Below are 23,704 nucleotides of genomic sequence, written 5' to 3'. Positions count from 1 at the left end.
TTATTCAGCGTTTTCTTTCTTCTTTTTGCTGTAAACGATGATGCCGATCACTACGCCGCCGCTGACAAACAGCAGTGCGATCCAGAGGATCATATTGCTGTTGTCACCGGTCTGCGGAGAATCCGAATCGGTCGGCTTGCCCGGCTCAGTCGGTGTTCCGGTAGCCGGAATCTCAACTGCCGCCTTCTTGTAGCCGCAAACCCTGCACTCCTCATGCTTGGAGCCCTTTTGCGTTGCGGTCGCTTCCTTGTCAACAACCCACTTGAAGTCGTGTGCCGCCTTATCGGCCTTATCTCCGCAAGAGCACTCATGCCAGTGGTTCGTAGCATCGTTCTTCCAGTCGGAGCCGTAGCTGTGAGTATGCTCGCCGCCGGTTGCCGGGATAGTTTCGATTGTCATCGTATAACCGCAGACGGTGCATTCCTTATGCTTTGAGCCGTCGGTTGTAGCTGTTGCCGGGGTATCGATGATCCATTCGCCGGCGGTATGCGCTGCTGTATGTTTCTTATCGCCGCAGGAGCACTCATGCCAGTGGTTGTCGGCATCGTTCTTCCACTCGCTGCCGTAGCTGTGAGTATGCTCACCGCCGCCGGTTGCCGGGATAGTTTCGGTTGCCATCGTATAACCGCAGACGGTGCATTCCTTATGCTTTGAGCCGCTTGTGGTAGCTGTTGCCGGAGTGTCGATAATCCATTCACCGGCGGTATGCGCCGCCTTGCTGCCCTCGATGATCACGCCGCAGCCGACAACGGTGCACTCTTTCCAGTGATCGGTATTATCGGACTTCCAGTCGGAAGCGCTATGACCTGTTGCCGCAAGGATTACGCTTGTCTTGTCGGTAATTTCGGATGCACCGGTTGCATCCTCAAACCACTTGTCACAGCCGTCGCAGGTGTAATATGCCGTGTTGCCTTTCTCCGTGCAAGTAGGAGCCTTTGCGGGAACGAGGGTCAGATTGTGCGTATGCGGTACGGTCTTGTCATATCCGCAGGTGTCGCAGATGTTATCGCTACCGTAATCGTGAGCCGCCTCGTCCTTCTTTTCGTGGCAGCGAGAGCATTCTTTCCAATGATTGTCTGTGTCCTTGCTCCAATCGCTTGCCCATGCGTGCCCGAGCTGTGTACCTGCTGCTGTAAAGGTTTCTGTTGTGCTGATCTCTCCGCAGGAGCAGCTCTTGAAATATACTGCATCGTTGGTGCAGTCGGCAGCCGACTTGAGGGTTTCCGGCTTCTGAATTTCCTGATCGTAGGTATGGGTATGGGGAATTGTGTAGGTCGCTTTCACGCTGACTTCACTGTCAGGCATTATGAAAGTAGTGGTTTCACTGTTCGCATCTTCAAGAGAAGTGTTGCCGCTTTCTACTACCCACTTATCAAACACCTTACCGTCAGGAGCCGCATTTGCGGTCAGAGTAATGGTTGTGCCTTGCGCCGCTTTACTGATTTCGCTTCCTGCACCGATTGTCGCTTTGCCGTCCGTTACGATGATGGAATACTCTTTACTCTCCCAGATTGCATAGAAGGTAGTATCCAAGCTTACTTCATAGGTCGTGCCGGAAATAACCGAACCGTCGGCACTGGTTGACCAGCCCTTGAATTGCTTGCCTTCCGGTTCAGTAAAACCGCAGGAGGGCAGGGTGTAGCTGCCGGAAACGCCGGTGACATCTGCCATTGTGCCGCCGCCACCGTTGGCGTTGAATCTGACGGTATACTCGGCAGGCGCGGCTTTAGCTATCGTAATAGACAGCTCCTTCGTATTGCTGCCCGCGCTGTTGGTAGCCTTGACGGTAAATTTGGCGGTGCCGTCCGCAGTAGGCGTGCCGCTGATCTCGCCGGTATTCCCATCCAGCTTCAGACCGTCGGGCAGATTGCCGCTGCTGATGCTCCATGCGACAGGCTCGGTGCCGTCGGCGGTCAGGGTCTGGCTATACGCCTCGCCCACCTTGCCGTCCGGCAGTCTGTCCGTAGTGATGGTCACGTCAAAAATGCCGGGAGCAAACTGTGCCGTCAGCTTGGTTACATCTGCCGGAACGCTGCTGCCCGATGCGTAGAGCTTGCTGTCGCTGCCAAGCCACATAAAGTAGCTGCCGGTATCTCCGTCCGGCCGGATCAGACCGTCGGAGGCAGGCGCGGTAAAGCTCTCACCGTTTTTTACGATAATCTGGATGGCCTCGGAGCTGCCGCCCAATTTGCCACCGCCAAGGTCAAGGGTAATGGCTTTCAGTCCGTAAGCGCCCAAGGTGTTCGCGTTCAGGACTTCCAGGACGGGACGGAAACCAAGGTGCGATTTGGCACCCGAAGATTCGTAGAAACTCCAGTTGCGGGCCGAGCTATACCCACGGTTCGCACGACCCTGCGCGTAATTGTGCGCAGTATCCTGCCCCCACGAATATATTTTGCTCCAGTTTTTGATATATCCGTCGTATTTGTCCAGTATTTTGTCCCATTCGTTGCTTTGTGGGTTGCCGCGTACAGAATCGCCAGAGCCTCTATAAGAACGTCCTGCTGACGGCACGCGCATCGTATATTCCACGCTGTCGGCAGTGTAGTTTTTTCCAAAAATCAGACCTGCGGCATTCAGATTCTCCCAGCTTATCGTATGCGTTACGGCGAAGTCCGCTACAAACAGGCTGTGTGGATATTTGTGCTTCTCTGCATACTCATCGGTGGTTGCCATCTCCGACGTGAGCGCGTAGGCGTCCACTGTCCCGGCGTAGGTAAAGGGAACATAGTGCAGCGACGCATCCGGCAGGCTGCCGCTCGCCGTGCCGGGAATACCCGCACCGGAGAGGTCAAAGTAATATGTGCCGCCGGGAACGAGGGTGAACTGCTCTATGGAATCAAACTGCGCCGTCAGCTTGTTCACGTTTGCCGGGACGCTGTCACCCGGTGCGTAGAGTGCACCGTCGCTGCCGCGCCACATAAAGTAGCTGCCTGTATTTCCGTCGGGACGGGTCAGACCATTGGAGGCAGGCGCGGTAAAGCTCTCGCCGTTTTTTACGATGATCTGGATATCCGAGCTGACGCTCAATCTGCCGCTGCCCAATGTGCCGCCGCCAAGGTCAAGGGCAACGACTTTCAGCCCGTCAGAACCCAGCGTGTCCGGGTTCAGGACTTCAAGGACGGGGCGGAAACCGACGTCCGGATAGGAGTTCGTAGCAGTGGTGGAGCTCCAGTAGCGGGCCGAAGTGTACCCGCGAATCGCACGGAGCGACGCGTCGACAGAAACAGTATCCTGTCCCCACGAATACATTTCATTCCAGTTTTGGATATATCCGCTGTCCTTATTCAGCATCGTGTCCCATTCGTTGCTTTGGGGCACGCCGCGTTCGGAATTGCCCGAACCTGTATAGTTACTTCCCACAGACGGTGCGCGCAGGGTATAGTCCACGCCGCCGCTGGCATAATTTTTGCCGAAAATCAGACCTTCGTCATTCAGGCCACCCCAGCTAATCGTATGCGTTACGGCATAGTCCGCCACAAACAGGCTGTGGGCGTATTTGTTCTGCTGTGCATACTCCTCGGTGGTCACCATCGCAGACGTGAGCTTGTAGGCTTCTATTGTTCCCGCATAGGTAAAGGGAACATAGTGCAGCGACGTATCCGGCAAAGAAACTGCGCCGTCTTCGTTCCCGGTGTTCACCGTGCCGGGAATACCCATTGCCGATAGGTCAAAGTAATAGGTGCCGCCGGGCTTGAGGGAAAACTGTTCTGATAAAGCAAACTGCGCCGTGAGCTTGGTAACGTCCGCCGGAACGTTGTCGCCGGGGGCGTAGAGCTTACCGTTGCTTCCGAGCCACATAAAGTAGCTGCCTGTATTTCCGTCCGGGCGGGTCAAACCGCCGGACGCAGGCGCGGTAAACTCGTTGCCGGTTTTCACAATGATTTGAATATCCTCGGAGCTATTCCCCAATTTGCCGCCGCCAAGGTCAAGGGTAACGACCTTCAGTCCGTCAGAGCCCAGTGTGTCAGGTTTCGGGACTTCAAGGACGGGGCGGAAACCGACGATCGGATAGGAGTACGAAGCATAGCTGAAGTTCCAGAAGCGGGCCGAAATGTACCCGCGAAGCGCACGGTCCGACGCGTCGACAGAAACAGTATCCTGTCCCCACGAATACATTCCATTCCAGTTTTGGATATATCCGCTGTTCTTGTTCAGCATCGTGTCCCATTCGTTGCTTTGGGGCACGCCGCGTTGGGACTCATCCGAGCCTGTATAGTCACTTCCCACAGACGGTGCGCGCAGGGTATAGTCCACGCCGCCGGCGACATAGTCCTTGCCGAAAATCAGACTTTTCGTATTTAAGTCATCCCAGCTTACCGTATGCGTTACGGCATGGTCCGCTATAAACAGGCTGTGGTCGTATTTATACTGCTGTGCATACTCCTCGGTGGTTGCCATCGCAGATGTGAGCTTGTAGGCGTTCACTGCCCCTGCATAGGTAAAGGGAACATAGTGCATTGATTTGTCCGGTAAATCATCGTTTATTGTGCCTGGAATGTTCTCACCGGAGAGGTCAAAGTAATAAGTGCCGCCAGGAGTGAGGGCAAACTGCTCGGTGGCTGCCTCCTCCACCGTCAACGCTACCGTCTGAAATCGGCTGGCGTAGTCAGTCTGGTAATCACCATTATACTGCTCGGAGAACACATGGAGTTTATAATTTCCGCTGGCAAGGTCATGCGGCAGTGTAAAGCTGAGCTGTCTGTCTGCGGCAGTGGGCTTCATGATCCTTCCATAATAGGTCGCACCGCTTTCACCCTCGATAATCGCAGAAATATATTCATTTAACCCCGTTCTCGGCCCGGAAAAATTCAGCGTAACCGTGCCGCCGGGTTTTCCTGCTGCGGTAGTTTCCGTTACCCTAAAAGTACGGGTATCGTCCAAAAGTGTCAATTTCCATTCGTCCCCGCTGTATTCCGGGATTTTGAACATTCCGTCAGCAGTACCTTTGCCGCCAACGGCTGCAGAAACGAGGAGGACAGAGTCCGGCTTCAGGTTGAAGGCAGGGCGGGCGGCGTTGGTTTGGCCTACCCATTCACCGATCACAGCGCCCTTTTCATTGACCGTCCCCGCAGAATCAGGGTTCATTCTCCTAGGAGAACGGAGCCACCATACGTATGCACTATCGCCATAATTGGCGATACGCGCATTGTCATCGGTAAATCCGTAGGCTGCATTTTCCGCTTCCTCTGCCGAGAGAAAAAACACCTTGTCCCCATCCAGGATGTTGTCAGAAGCGTCATAGTACATACCATATAGAGCATCACTTTTGCTGGTTGCCAAAACAGCTTTTTGCTCCGTAATGCTGAGACTTCTGCTGTAAAAGTCATTACACCAGTCCTGCCCACGGCTGCCCTTCCAGTCGTTGAAATATGGGGTCGTATAATCAAATTCTACGCCGCCATATTCCCCTGTCCCAAGCAGCACCTCGGAGAGGAGGAAAAATCCGTCCCCCCTCTGGGCATTGGCCATATTTGTTTTTGTATCCAGCACACGCCATTTGACGGTGCTGTTATTCCATGTGCCAAAATGAATATAGTCATAGCTGCTGTTTGTACTGTCATAACCGCTGATCCCACTTGTGCCAATCTGTATGGCTTTTTTTACACTGTCATTATCGGCAAAGGCGGTTGTGGGCAAAAGACCCAATACCATGCAGCATATCACCAGGATGCTGAGTATTCGTTTCTTCATTGGCTTGTCTCCTCCTGTTCGTATCGGTTCGGCTTGTCCGTCCCGTCTTTTTTCTGGTTTTCTCTGATTCTGAGCCGGAAACACAGGACTGTAATTACCACCGCTGCCGCAAAGGAAACGATGGCCACCAGCACATAGCCGCCCGCGTCCTCCCGAAGAAGCATCGTGCCGAACACTCCCCTTGTGGCAGTCTGTCCCTTCCCGATGATCATGCCCGCCGCCTGCATCAGCACTGTACACAGCAGCATACACGCGGTGCTCAATCTATATATGCCCCGCCGCTGCCTCCGGCGGGTGTTTTCCCACACCCGCTGTTTGACGAGTGCGACCCGTTTTGCGGTATCGTACATATCGTTTGAACCCCCTTTCCGGTTTGTCTGGAACTGTGATAAAAACCCTTTCACTTATATAGGTACAAAAAATCGAAAAAACTCTCACCCAAAACGCAAAATTTTTCAAAAAAATTTGAGAGCCGCCAAAAGGCAGCTCTCAGGGAGTAAATGTTCGGTTATTTCCTCTGCGATAAGCGGAAAGCGGACCATCTTCCCGCCGCTACCAGCAGCACCGGCAGGACATAGGCCACATACTGCGCCGCGCCGCCGTAAGCAATGAGCAGATTATAGATGGCGTGGAGGGTGATGGCCGCGCCCAGCAGCCCGCACGTACCGGCTATTTTAAGCCACGTCCGCCGCCACGCATAGGCAAGCCCGCCGCCCACGATCAGGCCGCAGAGGACGTGCATGGCTCCCGTGCCGAAGCCCCGGAAGAAGATGAAGGAGAAGCGGTCCGCGCCGTTCTGGATGAGATAGCACACGTTTTCAAAGGTGGCGAAGCTCAGGGCGAGCGTGATGGCGGCGGGCTTAATTCTCTCGCTCTCCGGCTCAAACACCAGAAGATAGAACACCAGCGGCAGCAGCTTCATCATTTCCTCCACCACCGGCGCAATCTCCGCCGTGGCGGCAAGGGCGTCCGCCTGACACACCGCCGCGAGGAAGGTGTTGATATAGGCCGAAAGCAGGCACATCCCCATCCCGGCAATGCAGAACAGGAAGAAGCGGAGCTGCCGCCTGCCCATGCACAAAGCGGCCACCAGCAGGGGAGATACCATGCAGAGGAAGATGTTTTCGATGTAGGTCATGCGTCCACCGCCTTTCTCGTGGCGGGCAGCAGGCCGAGAATGGCGAGCGTCAGCAGCATATCGCACCAGAAGGTGGGGCTTGCCAGAGAGGTATCCGGCCAAAAGCAGCCCACCGTCCAAAGCAGATACTCCGCAAACGCAAAGCACAGCACGCCGATGTGGTAGTACCGCATATTCCGCGCCGTGCCTGTCTGCCCATTGGCGTAGACCAGTCCACGGATGGCGCAGAAGGAGAGCCAAATCATCATGCCGCACCAGATCAGGTTGGAGAGAATATCCCCGAAGGTGCAGTAGAACGCCAGCAGCGGTACGCCGATCAGCGGCGAAAGCCATGCAGAGCGGCTGCGGAAGCTGCGCTCGTCCTGAGTGGTGAGCGTGGCCTGCAAAATGCGCAGGAAAATTACGCTGGCCACCCAGCCGAACTCCGAGACATAGAAAACGCGCGGTGTGGTATCGAACAGCAGCAGATACAGCGTCCAGTAGAGCGCGCCGAGGGCAAAGCAGCCGTAGAAGCACAGCAGCAGGAAATACGTCTGCCGCCCACTTTTTCGGTAGGCGATACCCGAAAGCAGTGCGCCGACGAACGTGGTCAGCAGTTGCAGCAGGTTCTCAATCAGCTCCATGCGCATCCTCGCTTTCCCTGTCCTGCCCGTCCTCTCGGCTCATCTGACGCAGCCGGAAACACAGAACGGTCACGCACACGCCGAGTAAAAAAGCCAGCAGCCCGATGACGATGTATCCCAAGGCAGCGCCGCCGTGAAAGATGCTTGCCGCCGTTTCAAAGCCGGAGTAGTCGCCTGTCTGGATGCTCGCGGCAATGCCGGGCATGGCGAGGGACGCGCCGATGAGCAACGCAAGGCACGCCGCCACGGCGGAAGCCATGGTGACCGTATTGCGCCGCCGCCGTTTCTCCCGCTCAATTTTGGCGATGCGCCGCTTTGTCTCCGCGACGCGCTCTTCATGACTCCGCATCTGTGATCCCCTCCCGTTCTAAAAGCCTTCGCAGGCTCTTTTTTCCGCGATACACCATGTTGGTGATCTGTTTTACTGTTTTTCCCGTGACCTCCGCCGCCTGCGCGTAGCTCATATCCTCAAAATAGGTGAGATAGAGGACTTCCCGATAGTCCGGGTTTATTTCGCTCATGCAGCAATGCAGGACGCGGTTGCGCTCCTCCGTCCGGATGACCTCCTCCGCCAGCAGCCGTCCGTCCGGCTCGCCGGTCAGCGTATCGAGGCTGAACAGGGGCTTCCGTTTGCTCTTATGGCGCAGCGCCATGTGCCGCGCCGCCTTATAGAGATACGCCTTGAAGCCGCCGTCCCGTATCTTCGGCTTTTTGGTGAACAGATAGGCGAAAACGTCCAGCATCAGCTCCTCCGCCTCGTGAACGTCGTGCAGATAGCCGTCGATATACAGGGTCAGTGGGTCGCCGTATTTTTTCATCAGGGCATTGAGCCCTTCGTCGTCGCCGTTCAGATATTGGCGGTACAAGCTCTCGTCGCAGGCCATAGCGTTCACCTCCTTTTTGCGGATGCTTCCCATGCAGAGGAGGATCCGTCAGGTGCTTGTCCTGCCGGAATCGCGGTGCTGTCCTTGAAAGCGCGGGTCGGACGGTTTCTCCGCATTTTCCGGGATCGCCCATGAACGCCCGAACCGGGACGCGCCGGGGATCCGCCCTTCGGCGCAGTATTGGTTGACCCGCCGCTCTGACACGCCCCAACGGTAAGACGCCTCCCGAATGGAGATATAGCCCTTGATCCCGTTCATACCGCACCTCCGCATGGATAATACTCAACACGATACATTATATACGAATATCCGAATAAAAGCAAGCCCACACGGACGTTGGGACGCAGAATCTCTCCCACGTCCTCATATCTATCTGGCTTTATCTTCTCTTACCTTTGATACTTCCTTATGTGGCGCTTCCTGCTTCACCTCATCCGCACCTCTAGGTTAATAAGTCCATCTGCTTCGCCTGAATGATTAACTCAGGGGCGATAAATGGCATATCGACCACCGCCTTCCTGTTTATCTCTCATACGATTCCTCCTTTCTGCCGCCGACTGCTTCGCCCTCATCAGGCTCTCCGCCGACAATCTCATTTTCCTTTTTATCCATATTGAGCAGGATATTCAGCTCATCAAGTCGGGCAGTTTTTGCCCTCAATTCTTCCTCCTTTGCAAACGGCTTTTCGATTTCCTGCTTCGCTGTTTCAAACTGCTTCTCCGTATTTTCAAGGCTGTTTTTCGTATCAGCAAGTACTTCCTCAAAGCGTTCTATGCCGTTATCTATTCTCACGATATTACCGTGAGCATCATCGCCAAGCGGTACATCTCTGCTTGTTTCGCCTTTTAATTTCACAACATAATTACGCTGCACCGTATCAAAATACAATTCCATTTGAAAGCCACGGTACTCGCCAAGTGCTATCGCATCAGGACTGTTCATTGACTTGCAGGCATTGATAATTGCCTGACCTGCTTCGGCTTTTTCGAAATAAGAAACACCCGATACCATCATTCCAAGCGGCTGCTCGTCTATCGGTTTCGGGTGTAATTTTGCTGTTTCAACATCTTTTGTAAGTCCCTCTACGCGGGATTTCAAGTAAGCAATCTGTTGTGGGTAGAACTTGATGACCTTATCCTCCAGTCCGTATTTCTCTGATAAGAAATTGGATTTTAAGAATGACCGTATCTGCATTGCCACCATGCTCTCTTTGCTGAATTTCTTGAAACTTCCGTCGGCTTCAACTTATTTAATTCATAATTCCATTCTATCAAAAGCTGCTTATCCGTCGTAGCCAAATCATTATATCCGGCAAGTACTTCTCGCTCTGCACAGACAGGGCAAACCGTTCCTTTCACACGGGCATTGATAACTGATTTCCACTCGTTTCCACATTTTCTGCAATGCCACCATACATTTTTCCTCGACTTTGCATTGACTTCATCCGGTTGCAGAGGATAGTTTTTCTCTGACCATTCTTTGGCTATCTGTGGGTGTGTACTTTTTAGGTCATTCCTGCCTTTTATAAATGTATAGCCACTGCAACAAGGACATTTACTGTCGCCTGAACGTGTAGAGATAAGTGTGTTCCACTCATAGCCACAAGTCTTGCACTTCCACCAAGCCTTCCACCATACTTTCTTATTCGAGCCGAAAGTCACGCTGTCCGGTGTCAGCGGTAAATTCCTATCCGACCATTCGACAATCAATTCTGGATGTACCGCCGCTAAGCTGTTACTCATATCAAAACCTCCACTTCCTCTGTGATTAAAGTATATGAAGTTTCGGCTTTTTCTTGTAGTTTGCGAATCTCAGTAAAAATAAAAAAGCCCATCAAGAAAAGATTTTTCTTCTCTCAAAGGGCAAGTTGGCAAACTGGAATTTTCAAATTAGTCTTTGCAAATAACCTTTGAACTTTCACCATCAATTACAATTCCCTGACGGTTGTTAATCGGGCATAGATTCAAATCCGAAAACTCAGTCATTATTTTCTCGGTAACTTTCTTAAATGGTGCTGTAAGATAATGCGGAAGAACATAGAAATCAATCAAATCAAGCCCTGCATCATCTTCTTGTGAGTAGTCCTCTGGCTTTTCATCCATTTGCTCGATATATTGGATGCTTGGAGCGCATATAATTGCGCCTGCCGACTCGCCGATCATCAATTTTCCATTTGCCAATTCCTTTTTCAGTAGCCCATCAGTTCCCGTTTTACGGAGCTGGTCCATAAGAAAGAAAGAATTTCCGCCGGTAAAATATATCACATCTGCTTCTTCAAAAACAGACTGTATCGTTGAATAAGCCTCCGTTGAAATATCAATTTCAGTTACGATTGCTCCCAACTTTTTGAATAATTTTCGAGCCGAGCCGACATAACCGGTGTAGCCTTCACGCAGTGAAGCTGTTGGAATAAATGCGACTTTCTTATTTTCAATTTCTTCCTTTATCAGACTTCCCACACTTGAAAAGTGCGAACATAAAAATAGTTTCATCAATATTCTCCTTTATAAATACCAATTTATCTTTTTCTTTCTGAAAATGGGCAATCCCGATTGGGACTGCCCATATATTTTGAAAATTATGCGATTTTTAAGGCTCTACACCGTTTCAAGCACCATTTGGTGTAAATTTGGTGTATTTGTGTATTTTCAGAGCTTTTTCACAAATGAAATACATCCCGTTTTGTAAGGTAAAACGGTACTTCTTAATACAGCTTTGCACCTGCCGGAATATGGTCATCTACCATAAGGAGATGAAGCTTTTCTTCGCCTTCTTCTTCGTGTACTGCACTGAGAAGCATACCACAAGAGTCAATGCCCATCATTGCTCTTGGAGGAAGATTTGTGATTGCGATAAGTGTCTTACCAACAAGTTCTTCCGGCTCGTAATATGCGTGAATACCGCTTAAAATGGTTCTGTCTGTGCCTGTTCCGTCATCAAGAGTGAACTGTAACAGTTTCTTTGACTTCGGTACTGCAACACACTCTTTAACCTTTACAGCTCTGAAATCTGACTTTGAGAATGTATCAAAATCAACATCTTCTTCAAACAAAGGCTCAACCTTTACCTTAGAAAAATCAATTTTCTCAGGCTCTGAATTTGGTGTAGAAACCTCTTTAGAACTTACACCATTTTCGGATTTTACACCACCGAGGGACTTCATTGTCGGGAACAACAAAACATCCCTGATTGCCTGTGAATCTGTAAGTAGCATTACCAAACGGTCAATACCATAACCGATACCACCCGTTGGCGGCATACCGATCTCCAAAGCATTCAGGAAATCTTCATCTGTATGCTCTGCCTCGTCATCACCTGCAGCTGCATTTGCATCCTGTGCGGCGAAACGCTCACGCTGATCGATTGGATCGTTCAGCTCAGAGTATGCATTACACATCTCCCACGTATTGATAAAGAGTTCGAATCGCTCTACCTTGCTTGGGTCTGAAGGTTTCTTCTTCGTAAGTGGAGAAATCTCGATTGGATGATCCATGATAAATGTTGGCTGGATCAGCTTCTCCTCGCAGAACTCCTCGAAGAACAGGTTGATAATATCACCCTTCTTATGACGATCCTCGTATGCGATATGGTGCTCGTCGGCCAGCTTCTTCGCCTCTGCATCATCTGCTACCTGATCAAAATCAATACCTGTATATTTCTTGATCGCGTCATTCATTGTCAGACGCTCAAATGGCTTACCAAAGTCGATTTCAATACCATTGTAAGAAATCTTTGTGCTGCCACATACCTTCTCTGCAAGGTAACGGAACATAGACTCTGTCAGTTCCATCATGCCCTCGTAATCGGTATATGCCTGATACAGCTCCATCAATGTAAACTCCGGATTGTGGCGGGTGTCAACACCCTCATTACGGAATACACGACCGATTTCGAACACTCTTTCCAGACCACCAACAATCAGTCTCTTCAGATATAATTCCAGTGAGATACGAAGCTTTACATCTTCATTTAATGCATTGTAATGTGTCTCAAATGGTCTCGCAGCGGCACCACCGGCATTCGAAACGAGCATTGGTGTCTCAACTTCCATGAAATCACGGCCTGCAAGGAAATTACGAATCTCCTTCAGAATCTGTGAACGCTTGATAAATACTTCTTTACTCTCCTGATTCATGATCAGATCCACGTATCTCTGACGATAACGTACATCCGTATCGGTCAGTCCATGGAACTTCTCCGGAAGAATCTGCAAAGACTTCGACAGAAGTGTCATCTCCTCTGCATGAATAGAAAGCTCACCTGTCTTGGTACGGAATGCATATCCCTTCACGCCATAGATATCACCGATATCTGATTTCTTAAAATCAGCATAGCTGTCTTCACCGATCTGGTCCCTTGCAACATAAACCTGAATATTTCCCTTCAAATCCTGAATGTTGCAGAACGATGCTTTACCCATGACACGCTTAAACATCATACGTCCGGCAATTGTCACATGAATCGGAGAAGCATCCATAATTGCTCTTCTCTCATTGTAATCGTTTGTCAGGACTTCTTTCTTCTGCTCATCATCCAGGCCTTCCACTACAGGCGCCGGTCTTCCTGCCAGAAGTTCAGCTTCATGCGCTACATACTGTTCTTTTACATCCAAGCTGTGATGTGTCACATCATACTTTGTAATCTCAAAAGGGTCCTTCCCTGCTGCCTGCAGTTCCGCGAGCTTATCACGGCGCACCTGCAACAGCTTGTTTGTATCCTGCTGCTTATTCTCTGCCACTGTTCCAATCTCTCTTTCTTATCGAATATCCAAAATACGGAAGTCAAAGTTACCTTCCGGTGCTTCAACTGTTACCGTCTCTCCTACACGTCTCTTCAAAATAGCCATGCCAAGCGGAGACTCATTAGAAAGCTTACCCTCCAGAATATTTGACTCCGTAGAACCTACAATCTTAAATGTATTCACTTCATCCAGACCAATATCCAAAATAGATACTTCTGAACCGAAGTTTACAACACCCTGTTCAACTTCTTCCTCGTCCGCAACCTCTGCATATTTAAGGATTTTCTCAATCTCTTCGATACGAGCCTCGATATCTCTCTGCTCGTCCTTTGCTGCATCGTACTCGGCGTTCTCGGACAAGTCTCCCTGCTCTCTTGCTTCCTTAATCTTCTGAGCAATTTCCTGACGTCTATTTACCTTTAAATCCTGCAACTCGTCCTCTAATTTACGAAGACCTTCTCTTGTCAACAGATTCTTCTTCTCAGCCATCTTTCTTTTCCTTTCTTTCACGAAATACTAGCCCAGACTTCTTCCGAGCATACATGCTTGAATTATATCGGATATTCCGTCATATGTCAAACGTGATTTCAACTGTTTTACCAATATTTTTCTTCCCTTTGTATGCCGCTTATTGTGCAAAAATCCGCAAAGCCATTTCTGACCTTGCGGATTCACAATTTTCTTTCTGTAATTATTCTGCCTTACAGCATCCGATTAGTGATGGAACAGACGGATTCCTGTAAATGACATAACCATATCGTACTTGTCTGCACACTCAATCACGAGATCATCACGTACAGAACCACCTGGCTGTGCGATATACTTCACACCGCTCTTCTTTGCACGCTCTACATTATCAGAGAATGGGAAGAATGCATCGGAACCAAGTGTTACGTCGGTATTTCCATCGAGCCATGCACGCTTCTCCTCGCGTGTAAATACCGGTGGTTTTACCTTGAAACGCTTCTGCCATTCGCCCTCGCGAAGTACATCCTCATACTCATCGCCAATGTAGACATCGATTGCATTGTCGCGGTCTGCACGTCCAAGGGAATCTACAAACTGCAGATTCAGAACCTGTGGTGCCTGACGAAGATACCAGTTATCTGCCTTCTGTCCGGCAAGTCTTGTACAGTGTACACGGGACTGCTGTCCGGCACCGATACCAATTGCCTGACCGTTCTTTACATAGCATACAGAGTTTGACTGTGTATATTTGAGTGTAATCAGAGCGATCTTCATATCGTTCTTTGCAGATTCCGGAAGATCCTTGTTCTTTGTCACAATGTTTGAAAGCAATTCATCGTTGATTGGAAGCTCATTTCTTCCCTGCTCAAATGTGATGCCATATACCTGCTTATGTTCAATTGGAGCCGGTACATAGGAAGGATCAATCTGAATAATATTGTAATTACCCTTTTTCTTCTGCATCAGAAGCTCGATTGCCTCGTCTGTGTAACCCGGTGCAATCACACCATCGGATACCTCACGCTTAATCAGTCTTGCTGTATCCTTATCACACACATCGGAAAGTGCAATGAAATCACCGAAGGAAGACATACGGTCAGCGCCTCTTGCTCTCGCATAGGCACATGCCAGTGGAGAAAGCTCGCCGAGATCGTCTACCCAGTAGATCTTTGCCAGTGTATCGTCAAGCGGAAGTCCCACAGCCGCACCTGCCGGAGATACATGCTTGAAAGAAGTTGCTGCCGGAAGTCCGGTTGCTTCTTTCAGCTCCTTTACAAGCTGCCAGCCGTTAAATGCATCCAAAAAGTTGATATAGCCCGGCTTGCCATTGATCACCTTGACCGGAAGCTCGCTTCCATCCTCCATGTAGATACGAGATGGTTTCTGATTCGGGTTACATCCATACTTAAGCATAATTTCGTTTGCCATGATTTTTCATCCTCCGCTTTCTTAAACTCTGTCGTATTTATTGATAATCTTTGATGTCGCCTTACCTGTCTCGATATCGATATAGCGAACGAACAAAGATACCTTATTATCCTCATTCAAAGAATTCCACAGCATATCGGTAAATGCATCCATATCATCCGGGATTGCAACCAGCTTCGGCTCACCCTCAAAGCTTGGAAGTGGATTGCCATCACCCATATAAGTGTGAATGAAATGTCCGGTTCCCGGAAGTGGATTCGTATAAGAAAATGTAAATCTCTCACAACAATCCGGATTTCCGTCTGCGGATTTTAAGATTGACATTGCATAATTATACGAACCATTTTCCACATGCATAATGCCGGAAATACGTGGCGTATAATTCGGCGCATCGTCCTCATATTCTCTCGTGCGTAAAGACTGCTCAAATGTCTGCTGCTTATCCATCAGCTCGTAAATCGTATCGGTCTGATCTCCATTTGTCACAATTGTCTTATTTCCTAATACACGCACCGGTGCATAGATGATCAGATGTGGATCTGTCAGCTTGGAAGGATCTGCTGCCTCTGTTCTTATGCCATCCTCTGTCTCTGTAAATACACGGTTCCGTGAATTCACGCTGCGTCCCATAATGAAATATGCAGTTACCGCTTTCTTGCCGTCCTGTGACTTTCCGATCACGATACCTCTACCCGGGTACGCATTGCCCTTCAATTCTTCTTCCAATGAAATCATCTTCACGCTCTTCGCTCCTCCTCTTGTTTTGTGTCTATGTTAATCTGCGCCGTTGGTAACATCCCCGCTTCCATCTAAGGAAATCGGGTTACCAAGTACAGTCGGCTCCGGTTTGATAAACGTCATTATAAAATCTTTGCTGATTGCCAGATACTCGCGGATGTTCCGAATTGTCTGCCCACCATATTTAACCGGCTTTGCAGCAACACCATACGCATCCATACCGAGGCTCTTAGCATTATAGACCGCACGTGTCAGGTGATATTTCTGTGTTACAATCACAACTTTTTCCGCACTGAAGATTGCTCTGGCGCGATACATACTCTCATAAGTAGAAAATCCGGCATGATCAAGAAAGATATCCTCAGACGGCACACCCTGTTCGATTGCATATTTTTTCATGACGCTAACCTCATTGTAATACTGGCTGCCATGATCCCCACTCATCAGTATCTTCGGTGCACATCCTGCCTTATAAAGTGCAATCCCCTCATCTAATCGATCCCGCAGCATCGGACTCGGTGTATCTCCATTCTTTACAGATGCCCCAAGAATGATGATACAATCTACATCTGAAAGAGATGCAGCCTCACTTTCCGTCAACAGGTGGGGATTCACATCATGTTTAACATAGATATAGATTCCTGTCAACCCAAGAACCATCAACAGTGTGAACGCAGCAAGGAATAATACTATATTCCTGACAGCATATACAAATCCACCTTTTCTTCTCTTAACTGCCTTTTTCTTACTCATAATTTACTTCCATTACTTTGTTGTCTTTTTTTCTACTGACTTCTTCTCAGAGGAAGATTTTGTTACAGCCGTTTTTCCCGCTGCACCTGACTTTGCAGAAGATTTCTTCGCAGCCGGCTTCTTCTCGATTGCTGCCACTGCCGGCGCGTCTGCAACAACTGTATTCTTGTCTACATAATCATACTTGAACACCATCATGGAAAGTGGTGCGATATCAATGCTGATTGCATACGGCATACGGTCACACTTCTCTTCAAATGCCTTAACCTTGCCATTCTTTGTGCCGGAACCGCCGTAGATTTTCGCATCGGAATTGATAATCTCCTCGTATTCTGTCAGGCATGGAACACCAATCCAGTAATCCTTGCGCTCAACCGGAACAAAGTTACATACGAACAATAATTGATCCTTCACGGTCTTTCCACGACGCACGAATGCGATAATACTTGTATTCGCATCATCAACCTTTGTCCACTCAAATCCCATCTGATCATTGTCGTTATAGTAACATGCATCATAAGTTGTATACATATGGTTTAGATCTGCCACCCATTTCTGCATCTTCTTATGCAACGGTTGCTCTAATAAGAACCAGTCAAGGCTTCTTGCCTCGCTCCACTCACGAAGCTGTCCGAACTCCTGACCCATGAACAAAAGTTTCTTGCCAGGATGTCCATACATAAATCCATATGCTGTACGCAGATTTGCAAACTTGTCCACCTCAAAGCCCGGCATCTTGTTGAGCATCGAGCATTTCAAATGCACGACCTCATCGTGCGAAATCACGAGCACGTAATTCTCTGCATATGTATATGACAAACTGAATGTCAGACGGTTGTGATTGAATGAACGGAAATATGGATCCATCTTCATATACTCTAGGAAGTCATTCATCCATCCCATATTCCACTTGTACAGGAAACCAAGTCCCTTCATGCTTGCCGGCGCTGTGACACCAGCCCATGCTGTGGACTCTTCCGCAATCAGGAATGCGCCCGGATTTCTTTCTTCCATAACGGTATTGATCTTACGAAGCAGTTCGATTGCATCGTAGTTTTCATTTCCACCATCTTTGTTCGGCAGCCACTGTCCATCCTGCTTTCCATAATCCAGATACAGCATAGAAGCAACCGCATCCACACGCAATGCATCTACATGGAACTTCTCCACCCAGAACAATGCATTTGCAGTTAAAAAGTTTGATACCTCATTTCTTCCGAAATCAAAAATATAGGTACCCCAGTCCGGATGTTCGCCACGTCTTGGATCCGGATGCTCATAAAGCGGCATACCATCAAATCTTCCGAGTCCGTGTGCATCTCTTGGGAAATGTGCCGGTACCCAGTCTAAAATCACGCCGATGCCATTTGCATGCATGTGATCCACAAAATACATAAAATCATCCGGCGAACCATAACGGCTGGTCGGTGCATAATAATTCGTTACCTGATACCCCCATGAACCATCAAACGGATACTCTGCAATACCCATCAGCTCCACATGCGTATATCCCATCTTCTTTACATAATCGCAGAGCATCTTCGCAAGCTCACGATATGTATAAAAGCCAAAATCCGAATCCTCGATTTTCTTCTTCCATGAACCAAGGTGGCACTCGTAGATTGCCATCGGCTTTTTCAGCTCGGTCTCACGGGTCTGATGCTTCCGGTTCTCAATCCAATCTGTATCCTTCCACTTGTATCCTACCAGATCTGCAACAACATTCGCATTGTCCGGTCTTACCTGACACTGGTTTCCATATGGATCTGCCTTATATAAGATTTCTCCTTCTCTTGTCAGTATCTGATATTTGTAAACAGCTCCCGGTGCAACATCCGGGATAAACAGCTCATAAATGCCTGATGTCTGCATCATCTGCATCGGATTCAACGCGCCATCCCACATATTGAAATCACCAACGACACTGACACGTCTTGCATGTGGTGCCCACACTGCGAAGTAAGTTCCCTTCACACCATCGATTGTCATCGGATGTGCGCCGAACTTCTCATAGATATCGTAGAGCTTACCCTCAGCAAAAAGATACGTATCGAATTCTGTAATCTGCGAATCAAATGCATACGCATCTGCAGTTACAACGGTCGAACCATCCTGATATGTCGTCTCAATCCGGTATTTGGTTCCCTTATATTTCTTCTTTGCACTGTAATAACCATAAAAGCCCTCTGCCAGACATTCCATCTCCTCGCGGTTCTTGCCCGTCGGTGACACAACACTGACTTTCTCGGCATATGGACGATATACCGTAATGACCTGTCCGTCTCCGTAGTCATGGTTTCCGAGCAGATGCTTCGGTGCATTGATTACCCCATTTTTCAATTCATCGTACAAAATCCAGTTTACCCAGTCTTCCAATCGTTTGTTCATATTTTGTAACCCTCCTTAAAATATCCTTCTCTAGATCTAATACCTGTGTGGTCGTCCTGCCAGACGGATTCCCACACGAATCATCACAAATACAAATATCTCCGCTGCAACTATGCCGAGATATAAAAGTGCCAGATTTCGCGCAAAAGTCTCCGGCAGAATCTTACACAGAACATCCCCGATTGAGAAATAGCTGTAATCACCCCGGAATATCATATTACGCACTCCCGCATAAACTTCTCTTTTCGATGTCACGATCCGCAGTAACAACAACGCCACCAGGCATGCTCCCCCTGCACTTCCGTAATAACACGGCATCGTCTCTCTCCTGCGCCATAATCGGCGAAAACTATATACAATCCCCACCATGGAAGCAATCGACAAAATCCATGCAAACCGGTAATATCCCTTCAACCGATTCAGCTGATGCACATTGGTTTCTGACAATTCATAGCCTGCTATCCTGTATTTACCCGTAAAAAAACGGCAATACGAATCCGCAATCTGTCCATAATAAAGCTCCGCTTCTGCCTTGCTGATTTCCACTGTGGCTCCATTCCGATAATCCACAGCAGACATCCGGTACACACTCCGGTTGAACGCAAGCAGACATATCGCAAAACTCATAATAAATACTGCAATACAACAACTGGCAAGCCATTGAAACTTTCTATATTCTTCTCTTTTCATAATAACCGATTATTATCTTTTCCTGTATTCTTCTAAAAATTTATAAGCTTATTTATTTTACCATTTCCGCCCTGCAAAGTAAAGAAACCATTTTGTAAATACGTCCAATATCACTAGAATTACTCTTGATTTTTACCTTGCGTCATATGCTGTTTTCCACTATAATATATAGTAGTTTTTTATACAGCATGAGGTGGTGGGGCGATAATGGCATCAGGTAATTTTGTAAATGGAAATGACGTGGCTACATTTGTCTTGGAGACAGATGCGCCATACAATATTTTGGATTTTGACCAGGGACTTTGTACTATGACCGGATATTCTCCGCGCGAATTGTCAAAGAAGATCTGTACCCTGGATAATTTGTTATATGTAGAGGATTTTACGGAAGTAATTGCCTCTATCAATTATCAGTTGAGTATCTCGAATCTGATTAGTGTCCAACATCGGATTGTAACGAAAAGCGGTGCGATTCTGACAGTCTTGTGCAACGGACAGGCCTTTTCCTTAAATGACGGCCGTGATGTGCTGCAGTGCGTATTTACCGATATCACAAATCTGGAGCATGCGGCAAATGAAACGGTCCGCGCCAAGACTGATCTGGAAATCTTCGCAAATACAGTTCCAAGCGGTGTAAGCAAGCATCTGCTCGACAACAATCTGTCACTTCTTTGGGCGAATAATTTCTTCTATGACATGTGTGGATACTCCGAGCATGAATACAAAGAAAAGTATGGCAAAAGCACGTTGCAGATTGTACTCAGCGAAGATCTCTCTCTTGTGATCGAAGCACTGGCAGATTTGACCGAAAATGAAGAAAATTCAAAGATTATGAACTTCCGCATCCAGTGTGCAGATGGCAGTGTCAAATGGGTCAATGCCGTCATCGCACGTTCCGGTTCCGAAGAGCAGGGATTTCCGGTTGTCAATCTCGTTATGTCCGATATCACAAATCTGAAAATTGCCGAAACGAAAGCAATGCTGGAAGAGCAGAAATATCTGATTATCTCCGATATCTCCGAGGAACTTCCTTACGAATACGATATCGCAACTGACACGATTACATTTGCCGAGAAATTCAACCATATTTTTGAAGGTGAATCTGTAATTGAGAATCCAACCGAGAATATGCTCAAGATGGGACTCGTCTCCTATGACACACAGTCTGCAATCGAGGAATTGTTCTATCTGGCAAAAGCAGGCACGGAATATCATTCCACAGAATTTAAACTGAATACCAAAAACGGTGGATTCCAATGGTATTTCTCCACATTTTCAACTATTTATGATGAAGAGGGAACGCCGCTTCGTGTCGTTGGTCTGCTCCGAAACATCCATGCGCAGAAGGTAGAACAGCAAAAGCTTCTGATTCGTGCAGAGACTGATCAGATGACCGGACTTTATAACAAAGCCACTACAGAGAGCAAAATCCAGGCTTCTCTGCGTGAATTAAATGGAAACAGCTATCAGGTCCTGATGCTGATTGACATAGATGATTTCAAAAAAATCAACGATACCTTTGGACATTTAAAGGGCGATGAGGTCATCGTCGATATTGGCAAAACTCTACAGGAATTTAAAGGTGATTACGGAATCGCCGGTCGTCTCGGCGGTGATGAATTCTGTGTATTTTTATCCAATGTATTGGATACGCAGCTCGCAAGTGAAAAAGCGACCATGATTGCCGACCGGCTGCGTGAATTGTATTGTGATGACTGCAAAGTAACTCTCAGTATCGGTATCGCAGCTACCAACCAGCAGATTCCTTACAACGTCCTGTTGGAAAATGCGGATACCGCGCTGTATCAGGCAAAGCTGAATGGCAAGAACGGATATTTCTTCTATGCAGATGACATGGAACGTGGAAAATACGAAAATGACCGTTCCGAACCGGCTGCACGTACAGATGAGTCCGGTTCCATCCTTGATTCCCTGCTTTCCACCCTGTTTACAAGCACCAACACCTATAGCGCAATCGAACAGGCAATGAGTATTGTGGGAGACCATTTTGACATCGACAAGATCTGTATCTGGGAGTACGGCTACAACCGGAATTTTGTAGACTGCACACATCAATGGTGCAAAAAAGGTATCGCAAATGATATGGCAATTCGCCAGCATACTCCGTCGGCAATTCTGGAAGAATTATCTGCGATGGGCACAGACGGCATTACTTATTCCTCTGATACATCTCTGATCAAGACCAATACCGCAAGTATGAATCCATACGCAGAAGGGATTCGGAAATTCATGCAATGCGATATCAACACGAATGGCAAATGTATTGGTTTTATCTGCTTTTATTCCATGAATAAGGATATCACATGGACCGGTCAGACACTGACAGCTTTTAAACAGATTTTTCGGTTATTGGGAGAAGCAATCAAAACCAAACAGTCAAATCGTTCTATGTCGCAGTTACGGGATGACACAATCAAGGCATTTGGTCTTGTACAAAATCCGATGATTGTTGTAGATAAGGATTCCTACGATGTCATGTATTTCAATGAATGTGCACGTGAATACTTCCCGAAGCTTGCCTTAAACAGCAAATGTTACTCCTGCATGCATCAGGAAAGTGCACCATGCCGTGATTGCCCGGTACATAAAATCTCGGACAACAATCCAACGGTTGGCTGTATCAAACACAACCGGACGCTGGATGAACCACTAGACGTTCATATGACAACGATCAGCTGGAGTTCCGGCAGCCACACATTCCTGATATCTACTTCTACGCACAAAGAGACAAAGGCAGAGCAGCTTCGCAAGGAACTAGAGCAGAACATCAACATTGAAAAACGGATTGCCGAAGCTTCTTATCGTGATATTATTACCGGATATGGAAACTTCGAGAAATTCAAGGTCGATGCCCAGACAATTTTAAACGACAATCCGAATACCGATTATGTAATGTTCTATTTTAACATCAAGAACTTCAAATACATCAATGAAACCTACGGACACAATGTCGGTGACCAGACATTGAAAGCCGTTGCTGATGTATTAAGCAAATATATGCAGGAAGGCGAGACCTTCGCCCGTGTGATTAGTGATACCTACATTATGCTGATTCATTACAAAGCAGAAGATCAGTTTATGTCTATCTTCAATAACCTCAAGGCAGAAGTCCATGACGCATGCCTTGCTATCCAGGATCGTTTCGTTGTAGACTTTACAACCGGAATCCTGATTATCGATGAAACCATGCACAGCTACAGCATTAACCGCTTAGTTGACCGTGCAATGATGGCCGGCAAGTCGATTGATGCTTCAACCGGTGTCTCTTACGCGTTCTACGACGACGAGTACCATAAGAAGGTATTAAACGATGCGCAGCTTGAAAACAGTATCCATGGTGCACTTGAGAACAACGAATTCTGCGCATATGTACAGCCAAAATACGATATCGCATCAAAGAGTCTGATTGGCGGCGAGCTGCTGGTACGTTGGATGTCGCCTTCCAAGGGATTCCTGGAACCTGCCGCATTTATTCCTTCCTTTGAAAAGAACGGATTTATCTACCAGATTGACTGCTTTATGCTTGAACAGGCATGTAAATCTATTCGAAGATATCTGGATTCCGATATCTATGTCATTCCGTTCTCTGTAAACTTATCCAGAGTGACACTGGCGCATCCGGATTTCCTTTCAAAGGTGCAGGAGATTGTAGAACGATACTATATTCCACATCATTATCTCGAATTCGAGATTACGGAGAGCATTTTCTCCGAGAATTACTCACAGATGATTGATGTACTGAACAAACTGAAGTCCATGGATTTCATCATCAACATGGACGACTTTGGTACCGGTTACTCTTCCCTTACACTACTCAAGGATCTGCCAATCGATGTCATCAAACTTGACCATGATTTCTTATCCAGGTCAACAACAAACGATAAAAACGCAGTCAGCATTCTGCGCAGTATTATCGAGATGGCGCACACACTTGATATCCGTGTTGTCAGTGAGGGTATTGAAACTGTCGAACAGCTTGAGATGCTCAGTTCCATCAACTGCGAGATCGGACAGGGCTTCCTGTTTGCAAAGCCTATGCCAATCGAAGATTATGACAAAATGATCAAAGATTATTCTGCCATGTAACATGCAATAGAAAATCCGATTTTACTAAGATTTTCGCCAAAAAGTATTGACA

The 23,704-nt window shown here is 47.9% G+C and carries 18 protein-coding genes; 1 reads left to right on the top strand and 17 read right to left on the bottom strand.

Annotated features, from left to right (window positions below):
• The 17 genes from KP625_RS11920 to KP625_RS11840 form a co-directional block, all read right to left on the bottom strand.
• Entirely contained in the window at positions 1-5,694 is a 5,694-nt protein-coding gene (locus tag KP625_RS11920) for a putative Ig domain-containing protein (RefSeq protein WP_238298037.1), read from the bottom strand.
• Complete coding sequence (locus KP625_RS11915; protein ID WP_118758167.1) at positions 5,691-6,044, bottom strand: glycosyltransferase; 354 nt, start codon at positions 6,042-6,044, stop codon at positions 5,691-5,693. Before KP625_RS11915 ends, KP625_RS11920 begins: the two co-directional genes overlap by 4 nt.
• Positions 6,045-6,202: 158 nt before the next feature.
• Positions 6,203-6,832, bottom strand: coding sequence for a PrsW family glutamic-type intramembrane protease (locus KP625_RS11910; protein WP_238298036.1), 630 nt, complete (start codon positions 6,830-6,832; stop codon positions 6,203-6,205).
• Positions 6,829-7,455, bottom strand: coding sequence for a histidine kinase (locus KP625_RS11905; RefSeq protein WP_227572938.1), 627 nt, complete (start codon positions 7,453-7,455; stop codon positions 6,829-6,831). The genes KP625_RS11910 and KP625_RS11905 overlap by 4 nt, the downstream gene beginning before the upstream one ends.
• Positions 7,442-7,804, bottom strand: coding sequence for a DUF4179 domain-containing protein (locus KP625_RS11900; RefSeq protein WP_117781704.1), 363 nt, complete (start codon positions 7,802-7,804; stop codon positions 7,442-7,444). Before KP625_RS11900 ends, KP625_RS11905 begins: the two co-directional genes overlap by 14 nt.
• Positions 7,791-8,339 (bottom strand): RNA polymerase sigma factor, encoded by a 549-nt coding sequence (locus KP625_RS11895; RefSeq protein WP_227572937.1) that lies wholly within the window; start codon positions 8,337-8,339, stop codon positions 7,791-7,793. The genes KP625_RS11900 and KP625_RS11895 overlap by 14 nt, the downstream gene beginning before the upstream one ends.
• 48 nt (positions 8,340-8,387) lie before the next feature.
• Positions 8,388-8,597: a helix-turn-helix domain-containing protein gene (locus KP625_RS11890; RefSeq protein ID WP_158707401.1), complete on the bottom strand. Its 210-nt coding sequence runs from the start codon at positions 8,595-8,597 to the stop codon at positions 8,388-8,390.
• Between the two features lie 264 nt (positions 8,598-8,861).
• Positions 8,862-9,533 carry a hypothetical protein gene (locus KP625_RS11885; RefSeq protein ID WP_238298035.1) on the bottom strand — a complete coding sequence of 224 codons (672 nt, stop codon included), beginning with the start codon at positions 9,531-9,533 and terminating at the stop codon, positions 8,862-8,864.
• A complete protein-coding gene (locus tag KP625_RS11880) occupies positions 9,512-10,081 on the bottom strand; it encodes a zinc-ribbon domain-containing protein (protein WP_238298034.1) in 570 nt (189 codons plus the stop codon). The genes KP625_RS11885 and KP625_RS11880 overlap by 22 nt, the downstream gene beginning before the upstream one ends.
• Before the next feature lie 147 nt (positions 10,082-10,228).
• Positions 10,229-10,831: a Type 1 glutamine amidotransferase-like domain-containing protein gene (locus tag KP625_RS11875; protein ID WP_118236462.1), complete on the bottom strand. Its 603-nt coding sequence runs from the start codon at positions 10,829-10,831 to the stop codon at positions 10,229-10,231.
• A gap of 212 nt (positions 10,832-11,043) precedes the next feature.
• Positions 11,044-13,077 carry a lysine--tRNA ligase gene (lysS, locus tag KP625_RS11870; protein WP_238298033.1) on the bottom strand — a complete coding sequence of 678 codons (2,034 nt, stop codon included), beginning with the start codon at positions 13,075-13,077 and terminating at the stop codon, positions 11,044-11,046.
• An 18-nt stretch (positions 13,078-13,095) separates the two neighbouring features.
• Entirely contained in the window at positions 13,096-13,569 is a 474-nt protein-coding gene (gene greA / locus KP625_RS11865) for a transcription elongation factor GreA (protein WP_238298032.1), read from the bottom strand.
• Between the two features lie 225 nt (positions 13,570-13,794).
• Positions 13,795-14,976 (bottom strand): phosphoribosylaminoimidazolecarboxamide formyltransferase, encoded by a 1,182-nt coding sequence (locus tag KP625_RS11860; RefSeq protein ID WP_177981440.1) that lies wholly within the window; start codon positions 14,974-14,976, stop codon positions 13,795-13,797.
• Between the two features lie 21 nt (positions 14,977-14,997).
• A complete protein-coding gene (locus KP625_RS11855) occupies positions 14,998-15,717 on the bottom strand; it encodes an IMP cyclohydrolase (protein ID WP_118373988.1) in 720 nt (239 codons plus the stop codon).
• A gap of 33 nt (positions 15,718-15,750) precedes the next feature.
• Entirely contained in the window at positions 15,751-16,467 is a 717-nt protein-coding gene (locus tag KP625_RS11850) for a SanA/YdcF family protein (protein ID WP_238298031.1), read from the bottom strand.
• Between the two features lie 12 nt (positions 16,468-16,479).
• Positions 16,480-18,855 carry a 1,4-alpha-glucan branching protein GlgB gene (glgB, locus tag KP625_RS11845; protein WP_238298030.1) on the bottom strand — a complete coding sequence of 792 codons (2,376 nt, stop codon included), beginning with the start codon at positions 18,853-18,855 and terminating at the stop codon, positions 16,480-16,482.
• Between the two features lie 36 nt (positions 18,856-18,891).
• A complete protein-coding gene (locus KP625_RS11840; RefSeq protein WP_238298028.1) occupies positions 18,892-19,545 on the bottom strand; it encodes a lipoprotein intramolecular transacylase Lit in 654 nt (217 codons plus the stop codon).
• A gap of 207 nt (positions 19,546-19,752) precedes the next feature.
• Here KP625_RS11840 and KP625_RS11835 point away from each other — a divergent pair, with 207 nt between their 5' ends.
• Positions 19,753-23,652 (top strand): EAL domain-containing protein, encoded by a 3,900-nt coding sequence (locus tag KP625_RS11835; RefSeq protein ID WP_238298026.1) that lies wholly within the window; start codon positions 19,753-19,755, stop codon positions 23,650-23,652.
• Positions 23,653-23,704 lie beyond the last annotated feature (52 nt).

Source organism: Eubacterium sp. MSJ-33 (assembly GCF_022174665.1).
GTDB lineage: Bacteria > Bacillota > Clostridia > Lachnospirales > Lachnospiraceae > Coprococcus_C.
Note: the sequence above shows the minus strand (reverse complement) of the source record. Positions and strands in the feature narration are given on the sequence as shown.